The organism is Pantoea sp. GW821-FHT03E06 (genome assembly GCF_059420725.1).
Genome location: NZ_JBWKUG010000001.1, coordinates 2,692,534 through 2,714,817, shown reverse-complemented (window position 1 = coordinate 2,714,817; position 22,284 = coordinate 2,692,534). Strand labels below are relative to the sequence as shown.

The 22,284-nt window shown below is 52.9% G+C and carries 15 protein-coding genes; 14 read left to right on the top strand and 1 reads right to left on the bottom strand.

Annotated elements, in window-relative coordinates:
- Positions 1-68: 68 nt before the first annotated feature.
- A complete protein-coding gene (gene asmA / locus AC07WB_RS12725; RefSeq protein ID WP_494940614.1) occupies positions 69-1,868 on the top strand; it encodes an outer membrane assembly protein AsmA in 1,800 nt (599 codons plus the stop codon).
- A 211-nt stretch (positions 1,869-2,079) separates the two neighbouring features.
- On the opposite strand, the gene AC07WB_RS12720 is transcribed toward asmA, so the two are convergent.
- Positions 2,080-3,639: a TerC family protein gene (locus AC07WB_RS12720; RefSeq protein WP_494940613.1), complete on the bottom strand. Its 1,560-nt coding sequence runs from the start codon at positions 3,637-3,639 to the stop codon at positions 2,080-2,082.
- Positions 3,640-4,430: 791 nt separating this feature from the next.
- On the opposite strand from AC07WB_RS12720, the gene wbaP reads away from it, so the two are divergent.
- The 13 genes from wbaP (at position 4,431) to galE (ending at position 21,779) form a co-directional block, all read left to right on the top strand.
- A complete protein-coding gene (gene wbaP / locus AC07WB_RS12715; RefSeq protein WP_097096707.1) occupies positions 4,431-5,864 on the top strand; it encodes an undecaprenyl-phosphate galactose phosphotransferase WbaP in 1,434 nt (477 codons plus the stop codon).
- A 303-nt stretch (positions 5,865-6,167) separates the two neighbouring features.
- Positions 6,168-7,298, top strand: a complete 1,131-nt coding sequence (locus AC07WB_RS12710) for a polysaccharide export protein (RefSeq protein WP_494940612.1) — start codon at positions 6,168-6,170, stop codon at positions 7,296-7,298.
- 9 nt (positions 7,299-7,307) lie between these two features.
- Positions 7,308-7,742 (top strand): arsenate reductase/protein-tyrosine-phosphatase family protein, encoded by a 435-nt coding sequence (locus AC07WB_RS12705; RefSeq protein WP_097096709.1) that lies wholly within the window; start codon positions 7,308-7,310, stop codon positions 7,740-7,742.
- A gap of 12 nt (positions 7,743-7,754) precedes the next feature.
- Entirely contained in the window at positions 7,755-9,932 is a 2,178-nt protein-coding gene (gene wzc / locus AC07WB_RS12700; protein WP_345829025.1) for a tyrosine-protein kinase Wzc, read from the top strand.
- 308 nt (positions 9,933-10,240) lie between these two features.
- Positions 10,241-11,158, top strand: a complete 918-nt coding sequence (locus AC07WB_RS12695) for a glycosyltransferase family 2 protein (protein WP_400456416.1) — start codon at positions 10,241-10,243, stop codon at positions 11,156-11,158.
- A 72-nt stretch (positions 11,159-11,230) separates the two neighbouring features.
- Positions 11,231-11,983 carry a glycosyltransferase family 2 protein gene (locus AC07WB_RS12690; RefSeq protein WP_097096712.1) on the top strand — a complete coding sequence of 251 codons (753 nt, stop codon included), beginning with the start codon at positions 11,231-11,233 and terminating at the stop codon, positions 11,981-11,983.
- Between the two features lie 156 nt (positions 11,984-12,139).
- Entirely contained in the window at positions 12,140-13,174 is a 1,035-nt protein-coding gene (locus AC07WB_RS12685; protein WP_097096714.1) for a glycosyltransferase family 4 protein, read from the top strand.
- A gap of 57 nt (positions 13,175-13,231) precedes the next feature.
- Entirely contained in the window at positions 13,232-15,442 is a 2,211-nt protein-coding gene (locus AC07WB_RS12680) for a phage tailspike protein (protein ID WP_494940611.1), read from the top strand.
- Positions 15,443-15,668: 226 nt separating this feature from the next.
- Entirely contained in the window at positions 15,669-16,931 is a 1,263-nt protein-coding gene (wcaK, locus tag AC07WB_RS12675) for a colanic acid biosynthesis pyruvyl transferase WcaK (RefSeq protein ID WP_097096716.1), read from the top strand.
- 4 nt (positions 16,932-16,935) lie between these two features.
- Positions 16,936-18,159: a glycosyltransferase gene (locus tag AC07WB_RS12670; RefSeq protein ID WP_097097680.1), complete on the top strand. Its 1,224-nt coding sequence runs from the start codon at positions 16,936-16,938 to the stop codon at positions 18,157-18,159.
- Positions 18,156-19,496 carry an MOP flippase family protein gene (locus AC07WB_RS12665; protein WP_097096717.1) on the top strand — a complete coding sequence of 447 codons (1,341 nt, stop codon included), beginning with the start codon at positions 18,156-18,158 and terminating at the stop codon, positions 19,494-19,496. The genes AC07WB_RS12670 and AC07WB_RS12665 overlap by 4 nt, the downstream gene beginning before the upstream one ends.
- Positions 19,497-19,822: 326 nt before the next feature.
- Positions 19,823-20,716 carry a UTP--glucose-1-phosphate uridylyltransferase GalF gene (gene galF / locus AC07WB_RS12660; protein ID WP_345829032.1) on the top strand — a complete coding sequence of 298 codons (894 nt, stop codon included), beginning with the start codon at positions 19,823-19,825 and terminating at the stop codon, positions 20,714-20,716.
- A gap of 49 nt (positions 20,717-20,765) precedes the next feature.
- Positions 20,766-21,779 carry a UDP-glucose 4-epimerase GalE gene (galE, locus tag AC07WB_RS12655; protein ID WP_494940610.1) on the top strand — a complete coding sequence of 338 codons (1,014 nt, stop codon included), beginning with the start codon at positions 20,766-20,768 and terminating at the stop codon, positions 21,777-21,779.
- The last annotated feature ends 505 nt before the right edge of the window (positions 21,780-22,284 follow it).

The window sequence follows — 22,284 nt, the reverse complement described above, 5'->3', positions numbered from 1 at the left end:
AAGTGACTGGGATGAGCGAGCGCAGCCAAGGCTGCTGCAACTTGAAGTATCAAGGCAATGAGGATTTGATGAGAAGAGTGATAACAACACTGGCCATCCTGTTAGTGGTGGTCGTAGCGGGCATGACGGCACTGGTGTTGCTGGTCAATCCCAACGACTTTCGTACCTATATGGTGCAGCAGGTTGAGCAGCGCAGTGGTTATCAGCTTCAGGTGAGCGGCGATCTGCGCTGGCATGTCTGGCCGCAGCTGAGCATCCTTGCTGGGCGCATGAGCTTAACCGCACCCGGTGCCACACAGCCAATGGTGACAGCCGATAATATGCGGCTGGATGTCAATCTTTGGCCGCTGTTATCACATCAGCTCAGCGTCAGCCAGGTGATGTTAAAAAATGCCATTATCCGTGTGACGCCCGAAAGCGACGCGCAGAAGCCAAGCGGTGCGCCGGTGGGGCCGAGCGACGCGGAACCGGTCAGTAGCGTTAATAATGGCTGGTCATTCAATATCGGCAAACTGCGTCTGGCAGACAGCCTGCTGATTTGGCAACAGCAGGGCGGCGATGAGTACAACTTCCGCGACCTCAATCTCAACCTCGATCAGGATGCCAGCAAGCAGGCGAATATCGAACTCGCTACGCGTGTCTCGCGCAACCAGCGCAACTTCAGCGTAAATCTCAAAGGGCAAATGAATGTGGCGCAGTATCCACATCGTCTGGTTGGACAGTTGAGTGAGCTGAACTATGCGCTGGACGGTGCCAATCTACCGCCGCAGGGGATTAAAGGGACCTTGAGCGCTCAGGGCGAATGGAACGGCGATAACCAGCACTTCTCACTGCAAAACATGCAGCTTACCGCCAATGACAGTGCGCTAGACGGCAACGCTGAGGGGCGTTTGGCATTACCGCAGCAGCTCAATCTGGCGCTGCATGCCACCACGTTAAATCTCGATAATTTGATGGCCAGCGCGCCCGCGACTGACAGCAGCGCCACACAGCACGCCAGCGTCATGCGGACCCCGGTGATCGCCGAGCCGCGCATGCGCGATAACAGTGACTCGCCGCTTAATCAAATGGATCTGATGCTCAACCTCACCGCAGATAGCAGCGTGTGGCGCGGCTTAACGCTCACCAGTTTACAGATCGACGCCAGCAATCAGCAGGGGTTAATGACGCTGAGTAAGCTGCAGGGGAAATTCGGTGAAGGCCATTTCTCTCTGCCGGGAACGGTCGACATCCGCAATCCGGTGACGCAAGTCACGCTGCAACCAGAACTGGAGAACATCGCGATTGCGCCATTGCTCAAAGCGTTAGAGTTGCCGGAAACCTTGCAGGGTACCATTTCTCTGCAGGGCGATCTCAGCGGAGCAGGCTTGAGCATTGAAGAGGGCAAACGCAACTGGCAGGGCAGTGCAGATCTGGAAGCGGCCAATCTACAACTGGCACAGCTGAATCTGCAGCAGATGGTGCGTCGTGCGGTGGCGCGCGTCAGTAATCGCGTAACTAACGATCAGCCTGACGATCAGGGCATTCAGCAGTTGAGCGGAAGAGTCAGCCTTAAGCAGGGCATTATCTCCATGCCGGACTTGCAAGGCGGCAACAGTCGCCTGGCGGTACAAACTAAAGGCAGTGTCGATCTGGTAAAACAGCAGCTGGATGTCACCGTCAATATGATGCTGCGCGGCTGGAAGGGTGACGATAAGCTCGCCAATTTGTTGAATCAGCAAACCATTCCGCTGCGCATGTATGGCGGATGGAATAATTTGCAGTATTCGTTACCGGTGGATGATGTGGTGCGTCAGCAGCTGCAGAACCAAGCTAAATCCCGCCTGAATGAATGGCTGGATCGCCAGCAACCGCCGAAGCAGCCGTAACAATATTCGTAGAGTTGCCATTCATGGCGACCTGGTGCGCATTAATGCGCACCCTGCAATGGGCCGGTGCGAATGTTGTAGGGGCGCCATTCATGGCGACCTGGTGCGCATTAATGCGCACCCTACAACGGGCCGGTGCGAATGTTGTAGGGGCGCCATTCGTAGCGACCTGGTGCGCATTAATGCGCACCCTACCTAATATTCAACCTTGTTATATCGATGCCACCGGCACAATCTCTACCTTCTGCACGCGGTGGTTTTCCACCTGCAGCGTCCGCAGCAAATAATCGCCAATCTGTAACTCTTCCCCTTCCTGCGGCACATGCTGCAGGCTATCCATCAGTAATCCCGCCAGCGTGTGATAATTACGTTTCTCATCCAGCGGCAGGCGCACATAAACCGCTAAATCCTCCAGCGGCATATGTCCATTCGCCACCCAACCCCCATCTGGCAGCGGCTGTATATCGTAGCGCGCGTCCACTTTTTCACCTGCAATAGGCAGATTACCCGCAATGGTTTCCATGAGATCGCTCAGCGTAACCACCCCTTCGACCGATCCAAACTCATCGACCACGAAGGCAAAATGAGTACGAGCATTGCGGAACTGCTCCAGCGCTTGCAGCAGCGTAACGCGCTCAGGGAAGATCAACGGTTGGCGAACCAACGCGCGTAAATCCAGTGATTTGCTATGCAGTGATTGATGAAGCAGATCAATGACGTGTACCACGCCAAGCGGGTCGCGTCCCTGCTCGGTAATAAGAATGCGCGTATGTTGATTACGATCGAGCTTGGCCATAATCTCCGCGGGATCTTCGCTGAGGTCGATGTGTTCAACGTCATGGCGCGAGGTCATGATGCTATTAATCTGCCGCTGGCCCAGTCCCAGCACGCGCGCAATCATGCGCCGCTCCTGACGATTAAACAGCGCGCCTTCTTCGCTGTCGCCCACTAATGAAGCGGTATCGGCATCCAGTTCTGCGCGCTGTGCCTCGCCACGCAGAATGCGCAACACCGCTTCCGATGTGCGTTGGCGCAGCGGGCGGCCTGCAGAGAGATAACGACGGCGATTGAAAATTGCCAGCTGGTTAAGGATCTCTATCAATATTGAGAAGCCGATAGCGGCGTAGAGATAGCCCTTGGGAATAATGAAACCCACACCTTCTGCCACCAGGCTGAAACCAATCATCAGCAGGAAACTCAGGCAGAGAATCACAATGGTGGGATGGCCATTGATGAAACGCGTTAACGGCTTGCTCGCCAGCAACATCAGCAATATCGCGACGGTGACGGCGGCCATCATCACCGGCAGCTCATTCACCATGCCAACGGCCGTGATCACCGAATCCAGCGAGAAAATGGCATCCAGCACCACTATTTGCGCCACCACCGGCCAGAATTTAGCACCGTTCTTATTTTGACCAGTTTCTTCATCACCGCCTTCAAGGCGGCTGTTCAGCTCAGTAGTGGCTTTATAAAGAAGAAAGAATCCTCCGGCGAGCAGCAGCAGATCGCGCGCGCTGAAGTCGTGTTGCCACAGCGTTAACAGCGGTTGAGTCAGCGTAACCAGCCAGGAAAGTGAGGCGAGGAGCGCTAAACGCGAGATCAGCGCAAGCAGCAGGCCAAATATGCGCGCCCGATCGCGCAGCGTCGGCGGCAACTTTTCTACGAGGATGGCAATGAAAACCAGGTTATCAATGCCCAATACCAACTCCAGAACGATTAGCGTTACTAATCCAGCCCAGAGCGATGGATCAACGATCCACTCCAACATGTGTTAATCACCTTAATGTCTAGGGGTTGAGCTTTATCTGATGATAGTGAATCGTCGAAGAGGGCACAAATACCTGCCAGCGCGTTGGATTCGCGCAACAGGTCAAGCATGCACAATATTCATGTTGGTTGTCCGCGAAAGATAAGACGAAAGTATGGATAAACAACGCAGCAAAGTGAAGGCCACTATTATTTCTTATCCGCAGCTAAGCACGTGCATTTTTAATGCAAAATAATGATGCGGGGAGTATCGAATTAATCTGAATTTTAGCGGGGAATGGCCTGAAAGCGCTGGCACCAATACTTATCGCTGGTAGTCTTTTTCCTAAAATAGTGCAGGGAAGACGGGGCCTACTTGTAAACAAGCCAGTAATAACTAGTATAGCAACGTGTTAGTAAATGTCTGCGCCAATGTTGTTAATAGCGTGCTCTTCAGCCTCCTAATGTTGTGAATTGTGATCGCACGCGGACCACGGCCAGTAATTAGCGCATAAATGCCGCATAAAACAGGCTGTAAATAGGATGATGAAAGCGGCATTGGCAGCGACAGCCAAGGGCGGTAGCGTGCCTGAAGCGCGTTTTTACTCGGTAATAAAGTCTGTCACTGTGGCAAGGGAAGTCAGACTAATCTGTTGGTATTAATCATAATTCTCTTGCTTACTAAAGTAAGAATTGGTTTGGCCTCAGAGAATTTGCCGCAGATTGCCTCAACGAATGCAGTGAATATATCGCTCATTTATTAAACAGCATTGAGGCGTTAGGGATTAGAGAAATAATATAAAAGAGTTAAATATGCGCGATAACGAAATTACATATAAAAGTCTTCTGACCAAAATTTTACTGGCGTGCTCGGATTTAATTTGTTTCAACGCGGCGTTGTTTATTGCTATGGCGCTGATTAATTCGTTCACCGACTCACCATTGGCAGATATATCTGAAAAATATCTGCAGTTAAAAATAGCCACGCACATTGCGCTGTCGGTTATTTGTGTAGGCTGGTTCTGGGTTCGCCTGCGTCATTATACCTACCGCAAGCCATTCTGGTTCGAGCTTAAAGAGATCTTTCGTACCATTCTTATATTTTCTGTCATTGATTTGTCAATTTCAGCACTTTCACAATGGCAAATGTCTCGCTTCGTCTGGGTCACTACCTGGATCCTGGCGCTGATTCTCCTGCCGCTGGCGCGTGCCATCTCCAAGCGCGTGCTGAATCATTACGGCATGTGGAAGAAGCAGACCATCATTATCGGTAGCAGCCGCAATGCACAGGAAGCCTGGCAGGCACTGCAGAGCGAAGAAGTGATGGGCTTTGATGTCATTGCCTTTTTCGACGTGGACAAAAGCTGCCCACAAGCCAGCATTTCGGGCGTGCCGGTGCTGCACAACGAGCAAGAGCTGTGGCAGCTGACCAACAGTGAAACCCAATTCATCGTCGCGGTGGAGTTTGAGCAGAGCCAACATCGCGATCACTGGCTGAAAACCTTAGCCATGCATAATTGCCGTTCCGTATCGGTGATCCCCACGCTGCGCGGTGTCCCGCTTTACGGTACTGACATGGCCTATATCTTCAGCCATGAAGTGATGATTCTGCGTGTGAATAACAACCTGGCGAAGCGCACCTCGCGTTTCCTCAAGCGCACTTTCGATATCGTTGGCGCGCTGAGCATCATCCTGGCGTTGTCCCCGGCGTTACTGGTGCTTGGCTTTATGGTGGGTCGCGATGGTGGACCGCCTATCTATGGTCACGAACGTGTGGGGCTCAACGGCCGCAAATTCAAATGCCTGAAATTCCGCTCAATGGTGATCAACTCGAAAGAGGTGCTGGAAGAGGTACTGCGTACCGATCCGGTGGCGCGCGCCGAGTGGGATAAAGACTTCAAACTGAAGAACGATCCGCGCATTACCAAAGTCGGCCATTTCATCCGTAAAACCAGCCTGGATGAGCTGCCGCAGCTGTGGAACGTGGTACGTGGCGATATGAGCCTGGTCGGCCCTCGCCCGGTGATTGAAGATGAACTCTGCCGTTATGCCGGTGATGTCGATTATTACCTGATGGCGAAACCAGGCATGACGGGATTGTGGCAGGTTAGCGGTCGTAACGACGTTGACTATGAAACGCGCGTCTATTTCGACTCGTGGTATGTCAAGAACTGGTCGCTGTGGAACGATATTGCGATTCTGTTCAAGACGGTTGGCGTAGTACTCAAACGCGATGGCGCCTATTGATAGACAGCGGGGCAGGGGACGGATGTGGCGTCCTCGCCTATAAACTGCCGGCGCTGGGCGTGTCGTTATAAAAACAACTGCCGTCAATGCGCCTGATCAAACGGGTTATTTGCCGGCTGATGAATTACCCACTTTAATTGATGTCGTCTTATGGCACGGTGACAACATAAAACCAAGGGAGCGCATAATAATGACCCACAGTTTCAGTGTTTAACCCGTCACATTAATTTTTTGTAAGACGCTTACACAGCGGGCGATTTCGCCTCTATCAATCATTAACTGATAGCGAAGAATCAGATGATAATGAAAACTAAATTGATACCTTTACTGGTATCCGCGACTTTTCTCTCCGGATGTACCATTGAGCCGGGTTCTCACCTTTCCACCAGTGGAAAAGATGTCATTGAGCAACAGGATAGCAACTATGACATCGACAAATATGTAAACGTCTTCCCGCTCACGCCGCGTCTGGTTGAGCAGATGCGTCCGAAGCCGTTGGTCGCGCAGGCTAACCCGCTGCTGCAAAATGAAATCCAAAGCTATGAATATCGCATCGGTGTGGGCGACGTGCTTAACGTCACCGTTTGGGATCACCCCGAGCTGACCACCCCAGCCGGTCAGTACCGTAGCGCCAGCGACACCGGTAACTGGGTACAGGCCGATGGCAGCATCTTCTACCCGTATATCGGTAAAGTGCGCGTAGCCGGTCGTACCGTGACAGAGGTCCGCACCGAGATGGCGCGCCGTCTGGCACAGTTCATCGAGAGCCCGCAGGTTGACGTCAACGTCGCCTCGTTCCGTTCGCAGAAAGCCTACATCACCGGTTCTGTGACGACGTCGGGACAACAGCCGATCACCAACGTACCGCTGACCGTACTGGATGCCGTGAACGCCGCAGGTGGCTTAGCCGCCGACGCTGACTGGCGCAACGTGGTGCTGACGCACAACGGTAAAGAACAACGTATTTCGCTGCAGGCGCTGATGCAAAACGGCGACCTGAGCCAGAACCACCTGCTTTATCCGGGCGATATCCTTTACGTACCTCGTAACGATGACCTGAAAGTCTTCGTGATGGGTGAAGTGAAGCAGCAGTCAACGCTGAAGATGGACCGCAGCGGCATGACGCTGGCTGAAGCACTGGGCAACTCGCAGGGTATGGATCAGACCACCTCTGATGCTACCGGCGTGTTCGTAATTCGTCCGATTCGCGGCGCCAATCGCACTAAGATTGCCAACATCTATCAGCTGAACACGAAAGATGCGGCATCCATGGTGATGGGTACCGAATTCCAACTGGAGCCGTACGACATCGTCTACGTCACCGCCACCCCAATTACCCGTTGGAACCGTGTGATTTCAGGTCTGCTGCCGACCATCGTCGGTGTAGACGACGCCAGCTCCGCGGCACTCCGTTTCCGCACCTGGGGTAACTAAGGTTTCGCCATGATTAAGTCCGTGTTAGTCGTCTGCGTCGGCAACATTTGCCGCTCCCCTACCGGGGAGCGTCTGTTCAAACGCGCACTTCCGAATATCCGGGTTGCTTCTGCAGGGCTGGGCGCTCTGAAAGGTTATCCGGCCGATCAGACCGCGCTTGATGTGGCCGCCGAACACGGCGTGTCGCTCGAGGGCCATCAGGCACAACAGTTAACGGCCAGCATGTGCCGTGACTTTGACCTGATTCTGGTGATGGAAAAGCGTCATGTTGAGCAGGTGAATCGCATCGATCCAGCCGCACGCGGAAAAACCATGCTGCTTGGGCACTGGCTCAACCAACAGGAAATTGCGGATCCGTACAAAAAAAGTCGCGAGGCCTTTGAAGAGGTCTACGGGTTACTGGAAAACGCTACCCAGAAATGGGTCAACGTATTAAGCCGATAGTTGGGATTATCCATGAATATCAAAAACAAGGTTATGACCGCGCCAAAGGAAGATTCGAATGGATGGGATCTGGCGCATCTTGTGGGACAGCTGATTGATCATCGCTGGATCATTGTTGCCGTTACCGCATTCTTTATGTTGGTGGCGACCCTCTACACACTGTTTGCCACGCCAATCTACAGCGCCGATGCCATGGTGCAGGTTGAGCAGAAGAACACCGCCTCGGTTCTGAACGAGCTGCAGGATGTATTGCCGACGACGCCAGCTTCCGATACCGAGATTCAGATTGTTGAATCCCGCATGGTAATTGGTAAAACGGTTGCCGACCTCGGTCTGGACACGGTGGTGCAGCAAAAGTACTTCCCGGTGATTGGTAAAGGTATGTCGCGCCTGATGGGCAACAAACCGGCGCAAATCGCTATCTCACGTCTGGAAATTCCGCAGTCTATCGACAAACGCACCGTGCAGCTGGAAGTGACTGGCCCAGAAACCTACACCGTCACCAACAATGGCGACGAGCTGTTTAAAGGTCGGGTTGGACAACTGGAAAACCACGGCGACGTAACCATGTTGGTCAGTGGTATTCAGGCGGACGAAGGCACCAGCTTCAACGTAACGAAACTCAGCGAACTGCAGGCGATTAAAAACGTTCTGGGTGCACTGACCGTGGCGGATAAAGGCAAAACCACCGGCGTCCTTGGTCTGGAGTATCAGGATGAAGATCCAGAGCAGGCTAGCCGCGTACTGAACCAGATCGTTAACAACTATCTGCTGCAGAACGTTGAGCGCAAATCAGAGCAGGCAGAGAAGAGCCTTGAGTTCCTGCGCACTCAGCTGCCACAGGTGCGTAGCAACCTGGATGAGGCTGAAGATAAGCTGAATACGTTCCGTCGTCAGAATGAGTCAGTGGATATGTCGCTGGAAGCCAAATCGGCACTCGACTCTTCTGTGAGCGTGCAGAGCCAGCTGAACGAACTGACCTTCAAAGAAGCGGAAGTTTCCCAGCTGTTCACCAAAGATCACCCAACGTACCGCGCCCTGCTGGAAAAACGCAAAACGCTGGAAGATGAGCAGGCAAAACTGAATAAACGCATTTCAGGTATGCCACAAACTCAGCAAGAGATTCTGCGTCTGACGCGTGATGTGCAGTCAGGTCAGGAAATCTACATGCAGCTGCTGAATCGTCAGCAGGAGCTGGGCATCAGTAAAGCCAGCACCGTCGGTGATGTGCGTATTATCGATGGCGCCGAAACGGCCGGTAGCCCGGTGGCACCGAAGAAGCCGCTGATCATCGCTGCTAGCTTGATTCTCGGCTTGATGCTCTCTGTAGGTCTGATTCTGCTGAAAGCGCTGTTCCACCACGGCATCGAAAATCCAGAGCAGCTGGAAGAGCTGGGCATGAACGTCTATGCCAGCGTACCGCTCTCTGAATGGCAACGTAAGAAAGATACCGAAGCGTTGGCGCGTCGCGGTCATAAAGAGAAAAGTGACCCGCACAATACGCTGCTGGCGTTGGGTAATCCCACCGATCTGTCAATTGAAGCGATTCGTAGCCTGCGTACCAGCCTGCACTTCGCCATGATGGAAGCGAAAAACAACATCCTGATGATCACCGGTGCAAGCCCAGGTATTGGTAAAACCTTTATCTGTGCCAACCTGGCAACGCTGGTATCAAAAGCGGGTCAGCGCGTGCTGTTCATTGATGGTGATATGCGCCGCGGCTATACCCACGAACTGCTGGGTGCGGATAACAAATCGGGTCTGTCAAACGTGCTGTCAGGTAAAAGCGAGTTCTCGCCTGCGATGATTCAGAAAGGCGTTTACGGCTTCGACTTCCTGCCGCGTGGTCAGGTACCGCCGAACCCGTCTGAGCTGTTGATGCACCGTCGTATGAGTGAGCTGCTGGATTGGGCGAGCAAAAACTATGACCTGGTATTGATTGATACGCCGCCGATTCTGGCCGTCACCGATGCCTCTATCATCGGTAAGCTGGCCGGCACTTCGCTGATGGTGGCGCGTTTCGAAACCAACACCAGTAAAGAACTGGATGTCAGCTACAAGCGCTTTGCGCAGAATGGCATCGAGATCAAAGGCGTCATCCTTAACGCCGTCGTACGTAAAGCGTCGAATGCCTATGGTTATGGCTACGACTACTACAACTACGAATACGGCAAAGAAACCAAAAGCTAAGCAGTAAACAAAGGGGGCGGTTTACCGCCCCTTTTTTATGGCAAAGACGCTTTACGCCAGGTGCGCAATAATGCGCACTCTACGTCTTGTAGAGGCGCCATACAGGGCGACCGGTGCAATTTTTATCGGGTGCATTTTGTGCCCAAACACATACACACAGCACAGTCTTAGGTATTCCCGTGATGGTACGTAAAGTCCTAATGAGAAAAGATACTAACGGCATGATTTTTCAGAGCAAAGCCGATTCCTTTCTCGGGGCCGAACGCGATACCGTTGAATCTGGAACAGCTGTTTAAGAGGTGCTGGCAATGCAGGACATCCGCTTCTCAATTGTAATTCCCGCGTATAACGCGTCGAAATCGATTGTTACGACGCTTGATTGCGTCAAAGCGCAAACCTATCGCAATTTTGAAGTCATCATTGTGGATGACAAATCGGCTGATGCAGCCGAACTGGCGCAGGTAGTACGCGGCGAGCGTTATCAGGATCTGGATATCAAACTTGAGCTGTCTGAGGTGAAACTCAACGGCGCGGGTGCCCGTAATAAAGGCATCGAATTGGCAACGGGCGATTTTATCAGCTTCCTTGATGCCGATGATGAGTGGCATCCCGATAAACTGCGGGTAGTCAGTGAAACCATCGCCAGGCTCGAGGCGCAGGGCAAGTCACGCTACGTCATCTTTAGTCAGGTGAACATCCATCAGGATGGCAGCTTCCTCAAGGTGATGCCGATGCAACCGCCCGGTAAAAACGAAACCGTGGCTGAGTATCTGTTTGGCTGTTATGGCTTTATCCAGACCAGCACCATTGTGTTGAAGCGTGAGGATGCAGCGAAAATCCAGTTTGATGCGCGTTATATCCGCCATCAGGATTACGATTTCTGTATTCGTGCCGACCGCATGGGTTATGACTTCGTGATGATCGACAAGCCGCTGGCAACGTACCATCTGGTGACCAAATTTGGTTCCAAGCACAAAGGCGAGTCGGTGAAATACTCGTTCTTCTGGCTCGATACCATGAAGCCGCATCTGACCACGCGCGATATCCATACTTATAAGGCATTCAAGCTACCGCTGCGCTACAAGATGGATGGCAAATCGCTGCAGGCCAGCCTCAGTTTCGCGCGCTACTTCTTTCTGACCAATCGTGACAATCGCGCTTACTTCATGAATCGCCTGCTCGATAAGGTCAAGTCACGCTTCACGGGTAGAAGAGCCGTTTCCTGATTCACTTATTTGACTTTCACTTGCTCCCATAACGGGGGCAATTTTTTGGTTCCTGAAACTCCGGGTAGATAAATGACAAATCATGTTGGCACCATCGGTATTGTGATGCCGATGTATAACGCGCGGAATACCGTATTGCGCGCGGTTGAGTCGATCAGCAACCAGACCTACAGCGACTGGCATCTTTACCTGATCAACGACAAATCGACCGATGATTCACTTGCTCTGGTGCGTGAACACTGTCAGGACACGCGTATCACCATCCTGGATAATGAGATGAATCTTGGTGCCGCCGAGACCCGTAACGTTGGGCTGCGCGCGGCAAAAGAAGAGATCATCGCGTTTCTTGACAGCGATGATGAATGGCACGTGGAAAAGCTGGCGGAGCAGGCTGCGGCCATCGCCGCTGGCGACGATTTTGTGATTACGCACTATCACTACAAAACCAAAACCGCCGATCACGACATTACTTACAGCAAACCCTACCTGCAGCAGGAAAACTTCGTGAAGAAGCAGTATCGCGTGTGCTTCTCATCGGTGTGTTTCCGCCGTCCTCCTCAGGGCATCTTCTTCCAGCGTAAAGGTCACGAAGATTTCCTGTTCCTCTATGAATTGTTCCAGCGCTACAAACAAGCCCGCGTGATCCAGAACATCCTGGTCAACTATTACGAGCTGGGTGATTCCCTATCACGTAACAAGAATAAAGCGGCGAAGTGGCACCTCGAACTATTAAGAATTATCTATAAAAACAATCCGTTAAAAGTATATTACTATTACACGTGGTACATGGTGAACGGGGTTCTTTTCGCTCTGAAGCATCGTTGATACCCGGCATCCTTCACGCTGCAACTGCGTTGGCCGCGCACGTCCACCCCAGTCACTTACTGAAGTAAGCTCCGGGGGATGGTCGCACTTGCCGCCTTGTTGCAGCACGAATGATTTGGGTCTCAATTAAACAGTCGTTTGAGGTGGAAAGGATTAATGAAAAAGATCGTTTTGGTGATTAAAGATGCCTACTCGTATGCGGGCACGGAAAACATCTGCAACTTTATGTCTGAGTGCCTCGGCGAACAGCATGACGTCACCATTTACTCGCTGGAAGGCAGCGGCAAAACCTTTTATCCGTTTGAACGGGTGAAGAAGATTGTCAGCTTTGAAGGCCACAGCAACCCGATTAAAAGCGCCGTCGCTAGTATTCATCAGGAAGGCTTCGACAGCGTATTTCTGATCAGTATGGGCCGCCTGAGCGTGATGTTTGCGTTCTGGAACCTGATGGCGCTGAAGAAAAAGCGTTTTAAAGCCTATGCCTGCGAACATATCGCGATTAACTCCTTCAGCAAGCCAATCAAGTTGCTGAAATGGCTGATGCTGCGCTATTACGACCAGGTGATCGTCTTAACCGACAAAGATCATCAGGTGTTTAATCGCTGGAACATCGCCAGCCAGCAAATCCCCAATCCTGTGGTTTATAAGGCGTTTCAGCGCCAGACGCGCAGCCGCCAGGCATTAGCGGTGGGGCGTCTTGATAACCAGAAAGGATTCGACCTGCTGCTGGATATCTGGGCGGATTTCAGCAAGAAACATCCAGAGTGGACGCTGGTGATTGCCGGTGACGGTGAACTGCGTCAGCAGCTGCACGACCAGGCTGCGGCGTTGGGGATCACCAACAGCGTCAACTTTGTTGGCAAAGTCAGCAATATCAACGATTACTATCGCGAAAGCGACATGGCGCTGATGACCTCGCGCTACGAAGGCTTGCCGCTGGTGCTGCTGGAAGCGAAATCCTGGTCGCTGCCGGTGGTGGCATACGATTGCCCAACCGGCCCGCAGGAGATCATCAATCATGGTGAAGATGGTTTCCTGGTGCCGATGAATGACAAAACCCAGTTCTTAAAGCGCATGGAACAGTTGGCCAGTGATGATGCTCTGTTCTACGCGATGAGTGAAAAAACCAAAGAAACCGCGCTCAAGTTTGACGGTAACCAGATCAAACAGAGCTGGCTCGCGCTTGTTTAGCGACAACTATCGTGCCTCGGGAATCCTTTTTGGCCGTATAACCACGGGAATTGAAGCATGAAAAGAAGAGAAGTCTTGCAGACCGCAGCCTCCTCCATTGTTGCCGCGCTCTCGGTGAGTGCGTTTTCCAGCTACGCCGCAAAAAGCGGCCAACCGGCCTTAAAAGCGGTCGATCCCTCTAGCGTACCGCCGGGCGATGTACCGATTTTAACGCCAGAAAACGTTTACACCATGCCGCCACAGTTCTGGCAGAACTTTGAAGGCAAACTGTGGATTGGTAAGGCGGGTAGCGATGCCAGTCAGTCCGGTAATCAAATCCCGGTTTTCCTGCGCGACGCCAATGGCAAAGTGTCACAAATCAGCCAGCCTATCGCACTGAATAAGGGCAACTTTGCGCAATTTATTCATGATAACGCCGCGTTAATTGCCGATCCTGCTCACTCAATGGTGGTGGAAGATAATCAGGGCAATACGCTGTTTTCCATCAGCGATGTCTCACGCCCTAATCAGAGCAACTTCAGCCAGCGTCTGGCGCAGCCGAACGGCTATCAGCTGATTGGTGAAATCCCGTCGGTCGAAGAGCTGCGCAAAACGCGTCCGCTGTTCGCCGGTGCCAAAATTAAGCTGAAAAGCTGGCACGAAGGGCTGGAAGTGGGCGGCGGCGAATTCGTTGGCACCTTCGGCGATGGCAAAGATGATGGCGGCGTGAACTTCAGCGGCAACGGGTTTACCTGGCGCCGCGTGGTAGAAGATTTTAACCGCCTGACGCTGTTTGATTTCGGTGCGATTGCCGATGGCAAAACCGATACGGCACCAGCAATTAAAGCCATGTACCAATGGTCGATTGATGCCAGCCAGCAAATCTGCGTGCAGTTCCCGGCGGGGACCTTCTTCGTCACCGAATGTGATTTTGGTGACGAAGGACGTCGCTTTTTCCGCATTTCCGGCGCCATGGTCAACTTCGGATACTTCCCGGCGACCACGCTGGTCTCGGATGGACGTTCTGAATTTTTGTTCCAGGTGAATGCGCGCTGGACCGAAATCTCCAACCTCAACTTCAACGGTAACAACGATAAGCGTCCCAACAAGCAGGGCTTGTTCCGCAATACCTGCCCGGGTGGCCAGTTCTTCCGCGGTGCCTGCCTGCGCTTCAATCAGGTCGGCGGTGTTTCGCTCAGCCTGCTGGATACGCTGGATTGCAAAATCGATCAGTGGTACGCCAACGCCTGTACGGGTGATGTGATTAAAGCCAGCTGGTCAGGACAAAAGGCGGGAGCCTGGGATCACAGCACCGCGATTGAGCTCTCTAACTTCAATGCTCAGCACTGTAAAGGCGGCATGGTGCTGAATCTGCCGCGCTGCAGCCAATCGATCATTCATAACGGCTGGATTGAGCACAGTGATTTCCCTGGCGATATCTCGAACGGACAGTGGATTATTGATGCGCTGAGCATCGAGGATTGTAAGAACCCGCTTAATGCACGCAACTCGCGCCTGAATATGCGTCAGACCAACTTGCAGTCGGGCAGCTGGATTGATAACTCGCTTGAAGGCGATCGCTGGCTGAACATCTGGGAGATGGGCTCGACGCGCGTTGAATCTTACGGCGTGGCGATTGATGGCAGCCTGAAATACAACTACATCACTTCGCGATTCCGTCTGACCAACAACACCAATCAGGAAACCTGGTTTGAGTTGGGCAACTTCTATTCGCCGACGGTGGGCGATAGCTGGGAAATCGAAGTATTTGGCCAGTCGCAGTTCAGCAACGGCACCACTAATCAGCCGCTGATGGATGTTATCGACGGCAAAGGCACGGGTGGACGCGCGGTAATCCATCTGCAGCGCAAGAAGAGCAAAGCTGAAGCCAGCTGGTCAGCCGAAGGCAGCTCGCCTGTGGTTGAGGTGCGTATTGAGCCACGCACCGAGACCGACACCAAAGTATTCGTCAAGCTGGCGGGCTGGACGCCGACCACCGCGGTGCTGATTAAAAGTACCGCCAAGGATCGCTTCCTGACCGGTCGCTGTGCGCGTGTGGATGCCGTGATGGACAAAGGCGCACCGGGGAGCGGCACCCAGCAGGCTCCGCAGCGCTTTAGCCTGCACAATGGTAAAGCGGGCGTCGGTGGCAACGAGCAGGGCGATTTGCTGCTGGCATCGCGCGCGCTGAAGCCGGAACAGGTGGATACGCGTGAGCCGAAGGGATTTATTTCCGTCGTCATTAATGGTGAGCAGGTGGCTATGCCGTATTTCGCCATTAAATCGTAATCAGTAATGGATAAAACCGGTCGCCATTAACGGCGACCCTACCTTGACTCAGCATTTGATGATGGTTTTGTAGGGTGCGCATTGATGCGCACCGGATAGCAGTACCGCTGTTTAGCACTACTTTTTGGGTTTTGATCCCATTGCAGTCATTTAACACAGAGTTCACTTTGCCAGTTCGATAGTTGGCGGCTTGTAAAAATTACAAAAATTTTTCCGGAGTTTTTTTATGAAAATTTTATTGGTAGGAAACCATACCTGTGGAAATCGTGGGGATGGCGCGATTTTACGTGGGCTGATTGATTCACTCAACTCTGCGCGCGCGGATTTGCAGATCGATGTCATCAGCCGTTATCCGACAAGCTCTGGCTATTTATTGCAGCAGGATATTCAGCAGGATTCCCTGTTCCTGCATAACAGCAAATCTGGCAAGGGTTTGGTGGGCAGCCTGAAACGCAAAGTGGCGAACCGTCTGATGCCCGACATCATGATGGCGCATCTGGGAAAAGGCGGCCTGTACAAATCATTTTCGGTGCCACCGCATTTGGCGGCGTTCACTAAAAGTCTGGCGCAATATGACGCGATCATTCAGGTTGGCGGCTCGTTCTTCGTCGATCTGTATGGCGTCACGCAGTTCGACCACGCGCTCTGTGCGTTGATGGCGAAAAAGCCGCTGCATATGGTAGGCCACTCGGTGGGGCCGTTTGAAAACCCACGCGTCAACGCGCTGGCCAACTTCGTGTTCGATCGCGTCGATAGCCTGGTGCTGCGCGAGGAGGTGAGCCACGATCGTCTGAAACAAGACGGCGTTACCACCAGCAAAGTGAAGAAGGGCGTCGATACCGCCTTCCTGGTGCAGGCTCGCGAAGTGGAGAATCCCAGCCACAATCTGCTGCACTGGCAGGCAATTATCAGCGCGCGCAAAACCATTGCCATCACCGTTCGTGAACTGGCGCCGTTCGATAAACGTCTTGGCGTGACGCAGAAAGAGTATGAAGCTGCCTTTGGGCGCGTCATCAATGCGATGATTGCTGAGGGTTATCAGGTGGTTGCATTTTCAACCTGCACCGGTATCGACAGCTACGCCAAAGATGACCGCATGGTGGCGCTGACGCTGCGCGATCATGTCGAGCATCCTGAGCATTACCATGTCATCATGGACGAATTCAACGACCTCGAACTCGGCATCCTGCTGAGCCATTGTCATCTGACGATTGGTACCCGCCTGCACTCTGCCATCATCTCCATGAACTTCGGTACGCCGGCCGTGGCTATCAATTATGAGCACAAGTCGCTTGGTGTAATGAAGCAGCTCGGCCTGCCGCAGATGGCCACCGATGTGCAGAGCCTAATGGATGGATCGCTCATCGATAAAGTGCAGACGGTGCTGGCCGACTACGACAATGTGAAACGCAAAGTTGATACCGCGGTGGCGCAGGAGCGTGAGATTGGCAACCGCATTACAGCAGAAATTCTCAACGTCCTGGGGTGAAGTGATGAAGCTGACCTTTTTCACCATGCGTTTTCCTGTTGCCTCTGAGACGTTTGTGCTCAATCAGGTGACGCATTTCATCGACGCAGGCTACGACGTGGAGATTATCTCCGTGTTTCCAGGCGATATGATCAATCGCCACGCCGCGTTCGATGACTACAATTTGGCAGCGAAAACCCACTATTTACTGCCGGAAGAGAAGGTATCCAACCTTGATAAGCTGACGCAGCGTATCGGTTTGATACTGCCGAAAATCACCAAGGGCGCGTTACTTAAGTCGCTAAACGTGCGCCGCTATGGCGCACAGGCCAGCAAATTACTGCTGCCGGCGATTGTCGCCAACACTAAGCAGCCTTACACCGCCGATGTTTTCCTGGTGCACTTTGGCTATGCCGGCGCGCTGGCTAATAAGCTGCGCGAACTCGGCGTGCTGAAAGGCAAACAGGCGACAGTGTTCCACGGCGCGGACATTTCACGTCGTCATATTCTTGAGGAGCATAAGCTCGACTACATCAACCTGTTCAAACAGAGCGAACTGATGCTGCCCATCAGCCACCTGTGGGAAAACAAGCTGATTGAGATGGGCTGCCCGCGGGAAAAAGTGCGCGTGACGCGTATGGGCATCGAGCCGGAGAAATTTAACTTCCGACCGCGCGACGCGTTCCATCAGCCGCTGCGTATCGTTTCGGTGGCGCGTCTGACCGAGAAAAAAGGGTTGGATGTGGCGGTGAAAGCCAGTGAAATTCTGCGCAATAACGGCGGCCAGTTCCAGTTCACCATCATCGGTAACGGCGAGCAGGATGGCATGATGCGCGAGCATATTGCGCGCGCCGGACTGCAGGAGTTCGTCACCATGCCGGGCTTTAAACCGCAGGATGAGATTCGTCAGGCGTTGAACGAAGCAGACATCTTCCTGCTGCCGTCCAAAACCGCGGCGGATGGCGATATGGAAGGCATCCCGGTGGCACTGATGGAAGCGATGGCGGTTGGCTTGCCGGTGGTGTCCACCTATCACAGCGGCATTCCCGAGCTGATTGAGAATGACGTGAGCGGCTGGCTGGTGGCGGAAAACGATCCGGACGAGCTGGCGGCGACGCTGCTGCGTTTGTCACGCGGTGATGTCGATGTGGCACCGGTGGTCGCGGCAGCGCGGCAGAAAGTGGAAACTGAGTTCAATCAGCACATCGCTTACGGTGAGCTGGCGAAAATTCTGGAGCGCATGGTGTGAGCGGATTAAAAAAACAGGCCGTTTGGCTGTTTGGTAGTACCTGTTTTGCCGCATTGCTTCAGGTGTTACAGCTCGCCGTACTGGCGCGCAAACTGGAAACCCACGAGCTGGGGTTACTGGCGATCATCAATGCGATTCTGGCGGTAGCGACCGTGCTGCAGGATATGGGCATGAGCAGCTACATCGTGCACCGTCAGGATATCAATCGCCGTGAACAAAGCACCATTTACTGGGTGAACGTCTCGCTCAGTTTTTGTACTGGCCTGATTATGCTGGCGATTGCCTATCCGGTGGCGTGGTTCTATCACCTGCCGGAACTGGTGGGGCTGATTATGCTCACTAGCCTCAACTTCCTGGTGCTGGGACATTTGTCGCAGTATCAGGCGCACTATGTGAAAACCAAACGCATGGTAACGCTGGCGAAGATTGAGATGGCCACCAAGCTGTTTGCGTTCCTGTGCACCGTAGCGATGCTGTATTTCACCTCTCTGACGGTCGCCGCAGCGATTCTTGGCCTCTTTATCAATGCCTTTACGCGCATTCTTTGCATGATCTACTTCGGCGAGAAATCGTGGCGTCCCACCTGGGAATTCGACGGCAAAACCTTTGTTAGCGCCGTGCGTTACGGCATCTATCAGCTCGGTTCGCAGACCATTAACCAGCTGCGTACTCAGGCGGATGCGCTGATCGTCGGTAAAGTGATGGGTGCGGAGATGCTGGGGATTTACTCGCTGGCAAAAGAGCTGATTCTGCAGCCGCTGAAGCTGGTTTCGCCGGTGATTAACCGTCTGGCTCTGCCGCGCTTTGCGGAGAAGCAGCAGGATCCCGAGCAGCTGAAAAAGCTGTTCCTGAAAGGCACCTTCGTCATCATGCTGTTCAGCAGCGCGATGTATCTGGCGATTGGTATCCTTTCACCGGTGATTGTGCGCGTGCTGTACGGCGCTTCGCACGAGCAGGTTTACCATCTGATTCCGCTGATGCTGCTGTTTGGCATGCTGCGTCCGATGGGCGGCTTAACCGGCGCGATTTCGCAGGCGAACGGGCGCACCAACGTTGAGTTTTACTGGAACATTGTGGCGAGCCTGGTGGTGGTAGCCGTTCTTGCGACGACCTATATCTGGCCGAATGTGCTGTACGTGGCGCTGACGCTGTCGATTTCGCAGGTGCTGATCTCTGCCTTCGCGCATCCGTTCTTCATCAAGCCGGTGATTGGCATTCGCTTTTTGCCTTATGCGCGCCAGTGGGTATCGGTATCGGTGGTGTTCGTTGGCCTGATGATGCTGGTGAACCACTTCAATCTGTTTATTATGCCGGAGTGGTTTGAAGGCATGTTGTAGTCATCAACTTCAAACACGCGCGATGAATCGCGCCGCTACAGCTGACGCAACATTTTCACGGCCCGTAGCGGCGCCATTTATGGCGCGATGTTGGCACACCTTTCTATCAATCTCTGGTCTCATCATCACAAATCCTTTCACGATTTTTCAGCGGTTTAGGGCATCCGTTTCCCATTGGGACTGCGGCGTTTTTACCGGCCAAAATGGCGATTTTTGATGGTGTGACAGAGAGTTAGTGTCGGATTTTCAGATTAAGATTATACTTGCTCGACCGGCCGATCCTGCATAATCGACCTCACGCATTCACTTCATGAAATGGAATAAATATGACCAAGCTTAAAGCAGTAATCCCCGTTGCAGGTCTCGGTATGCATATGCTTCCGGCGACGAAAGCCATTCCGAAAGAGATGCTGCCAATCGTCGACAAGCCAATGATTCAATACATTGTTGACGAATGCGTCGCGGCTGGCATCAAGGAGATTGTGCTGGTCACGCATGCTTCCAAAAATGCAGTGGAAAACCACTTCGATACCACCTACGAGCTGGAAGCGCTGCTTGAAGCACGCGTTAAGCGCCAGTTGCTGAGCGAAGTGCAGTCAATCTGCCCGCCAGGCGTGACCATTATGAACGTGCGTCAGGCTAACCCGCTGGGTCTGGGCCACTCCGTATTGTGCGCGCGTCCGATGATTGGCGATAACCCGTTTGTGGTTGTGCTGCCAGACGTGCTGCTGGATGATTCCACCGCTGACCACCTGCGTTACAACCTCGCTTCCATGGTTGCGCGTTTCGAAGATACTGGCCACAGCCAGGTACTGGCAAAACACATGCCGGGCGAAGATCTGACCGAATACGGCGTGCTGACCACCGAAGAGCCGATTGATAATCCAGGCGATATCAGTACCATTACCAGCTTTGTTGAGAAGCCAGAAGCGGGCTCAACCGATTCCGATCTGACCGCGGTTGGCCGCTACGTGCTTTCTGCGGATATCTGGGAAGAGCTTGAGCGTACTGAGCCAGGCGCATGGGGCCGCATTCAGCTGACCGATGCTATCGCCTCCCTCAGCAAGAAGAAGCCTGTGGACGTGCAACTGCTAACCGGTACCAGCTACGACTGCGGCCGTAAACTGGGTTACATGCAGGCATTCGTCTCTTACGGCTTGCGTAACAACGCACAGGGTCGTGATTTCCGCGAATCCATCCAGAAAATCCTGGCGAAATAAGCTTTCTCATTCTCTACCGCGCCCATCGCGCGGTTTTAAAGGAGTACACATGGCTATTTTGGTAACGGGCGGGGCAGGCTATATCGGCTCCCATACGGTGCTGGCGCTGTTAGAGCGCGGCGACGACGTGGTGGTGCTGGATAATCTTTGCAATGCCTCACGCGAAGCTATCAATCGCGTAGAGAAGCTCTCCGGTAAAAAAGTCGTCTTCGTTGAAGGCGACATCCGCGATCGCGCCTGCCTGCGTGACCTGTTTGCCACCAACGATATCAGCGCCGTGATTCACTTCGCCGCGCTGAAAGCCGTTGGCGAATCCACGCGCATGCCGCTGGAATACTATGAGAACAACGTCGCCGGTACCGTGGTGCTGTTGGAAGAGATGCGCGCTGCTGGCGTGTGGAACTTTATCTTCAGCTCATCCGCCACCGTTTATGGTGCAGATGCGCCGGTGCCGTATGTGGAAACCACACCAATCGGCGGTACCACCAGCCCGTACGGCACCTCTAAGCTGATGGTTGAATTCGTGATGCGCGATTTCGCGAAAGCCGACCCGAATTTCAAAGCCATCGCGCTGCGCTACTTCAACCCGGTTGGCGCACATGAATCTGGCGAAATCGGTGAAGATCCAAGCGGCATTCCTAACAACCTGCTGCCGTATATCGCACAGGTCGCGATTGGACGTTTGGATAAGCTGGGCGTATTCGGTAACGATTATGACACCCCAGACGGCACCGCACAGCGTGACTACATTCACGTTGTCGATTTGGCGGAAGGGCACCTGAAGGCGCTGGACCATCTGACGAAGGTTGAAGGCTACAAAGCTTACAACCTCGGCGGCGGCGTGGGCTTCTCCGTGCTGGAGATGATCAAGGCGTTCGAGAAGGCGTCTGGTAAGCCGATTCCGTACGAGTTCAAGCCACGCCGTGATGGTGATTTGCCGGCGTTCTGGGCGGATGCAAGTCTCGCCAATACAGAGCTGGACTGGCGCGTGACGCGCGGGATTGATGCCATGATGCGCGATACGTGGAACTGGCAGTCGAAGAATCCAAATGGATTTAAGTAAAGCTGAATGTATAATTAGAAGCCCGGCAAATGCCGGGTTTTTTTACGTCTGAATAATTTATCCTGCATCTAAATTGATTGAAATTTATTCGCCAAAATCATTTTGATAGCAGGAAAACTCCTAAACGCAAATCAGTATAAAATATCCAGCAGCGCTATCCATCTTGCTGTTTTAGCATGAAAATTATCGAGGCTTTAATTGTCTGAAAAATAGACTATATTCTTTTGAATCATTTGGTTGGGTTCAGCTCATCCGATAAGCCAATGTGAAGATTCCAGGCTAATCCATGAGACAATAACCATGTTAATTCGGCAGCACAAAATGTATTATTTGCGGTGGTCTCAGACTGAGTCAGTTTTTGCAGAATAATTGAGCGCTTAACAGTCTGAGATAAAAAGCACAGGATTGACTTGTTACACAGCAAAGTGGTTGCTGCAAGCCAAGGGCGGTAGCGTGGCTGTTTTTTATTTTTGATGAAAAAATAACCCGCTGATAAATGATATAG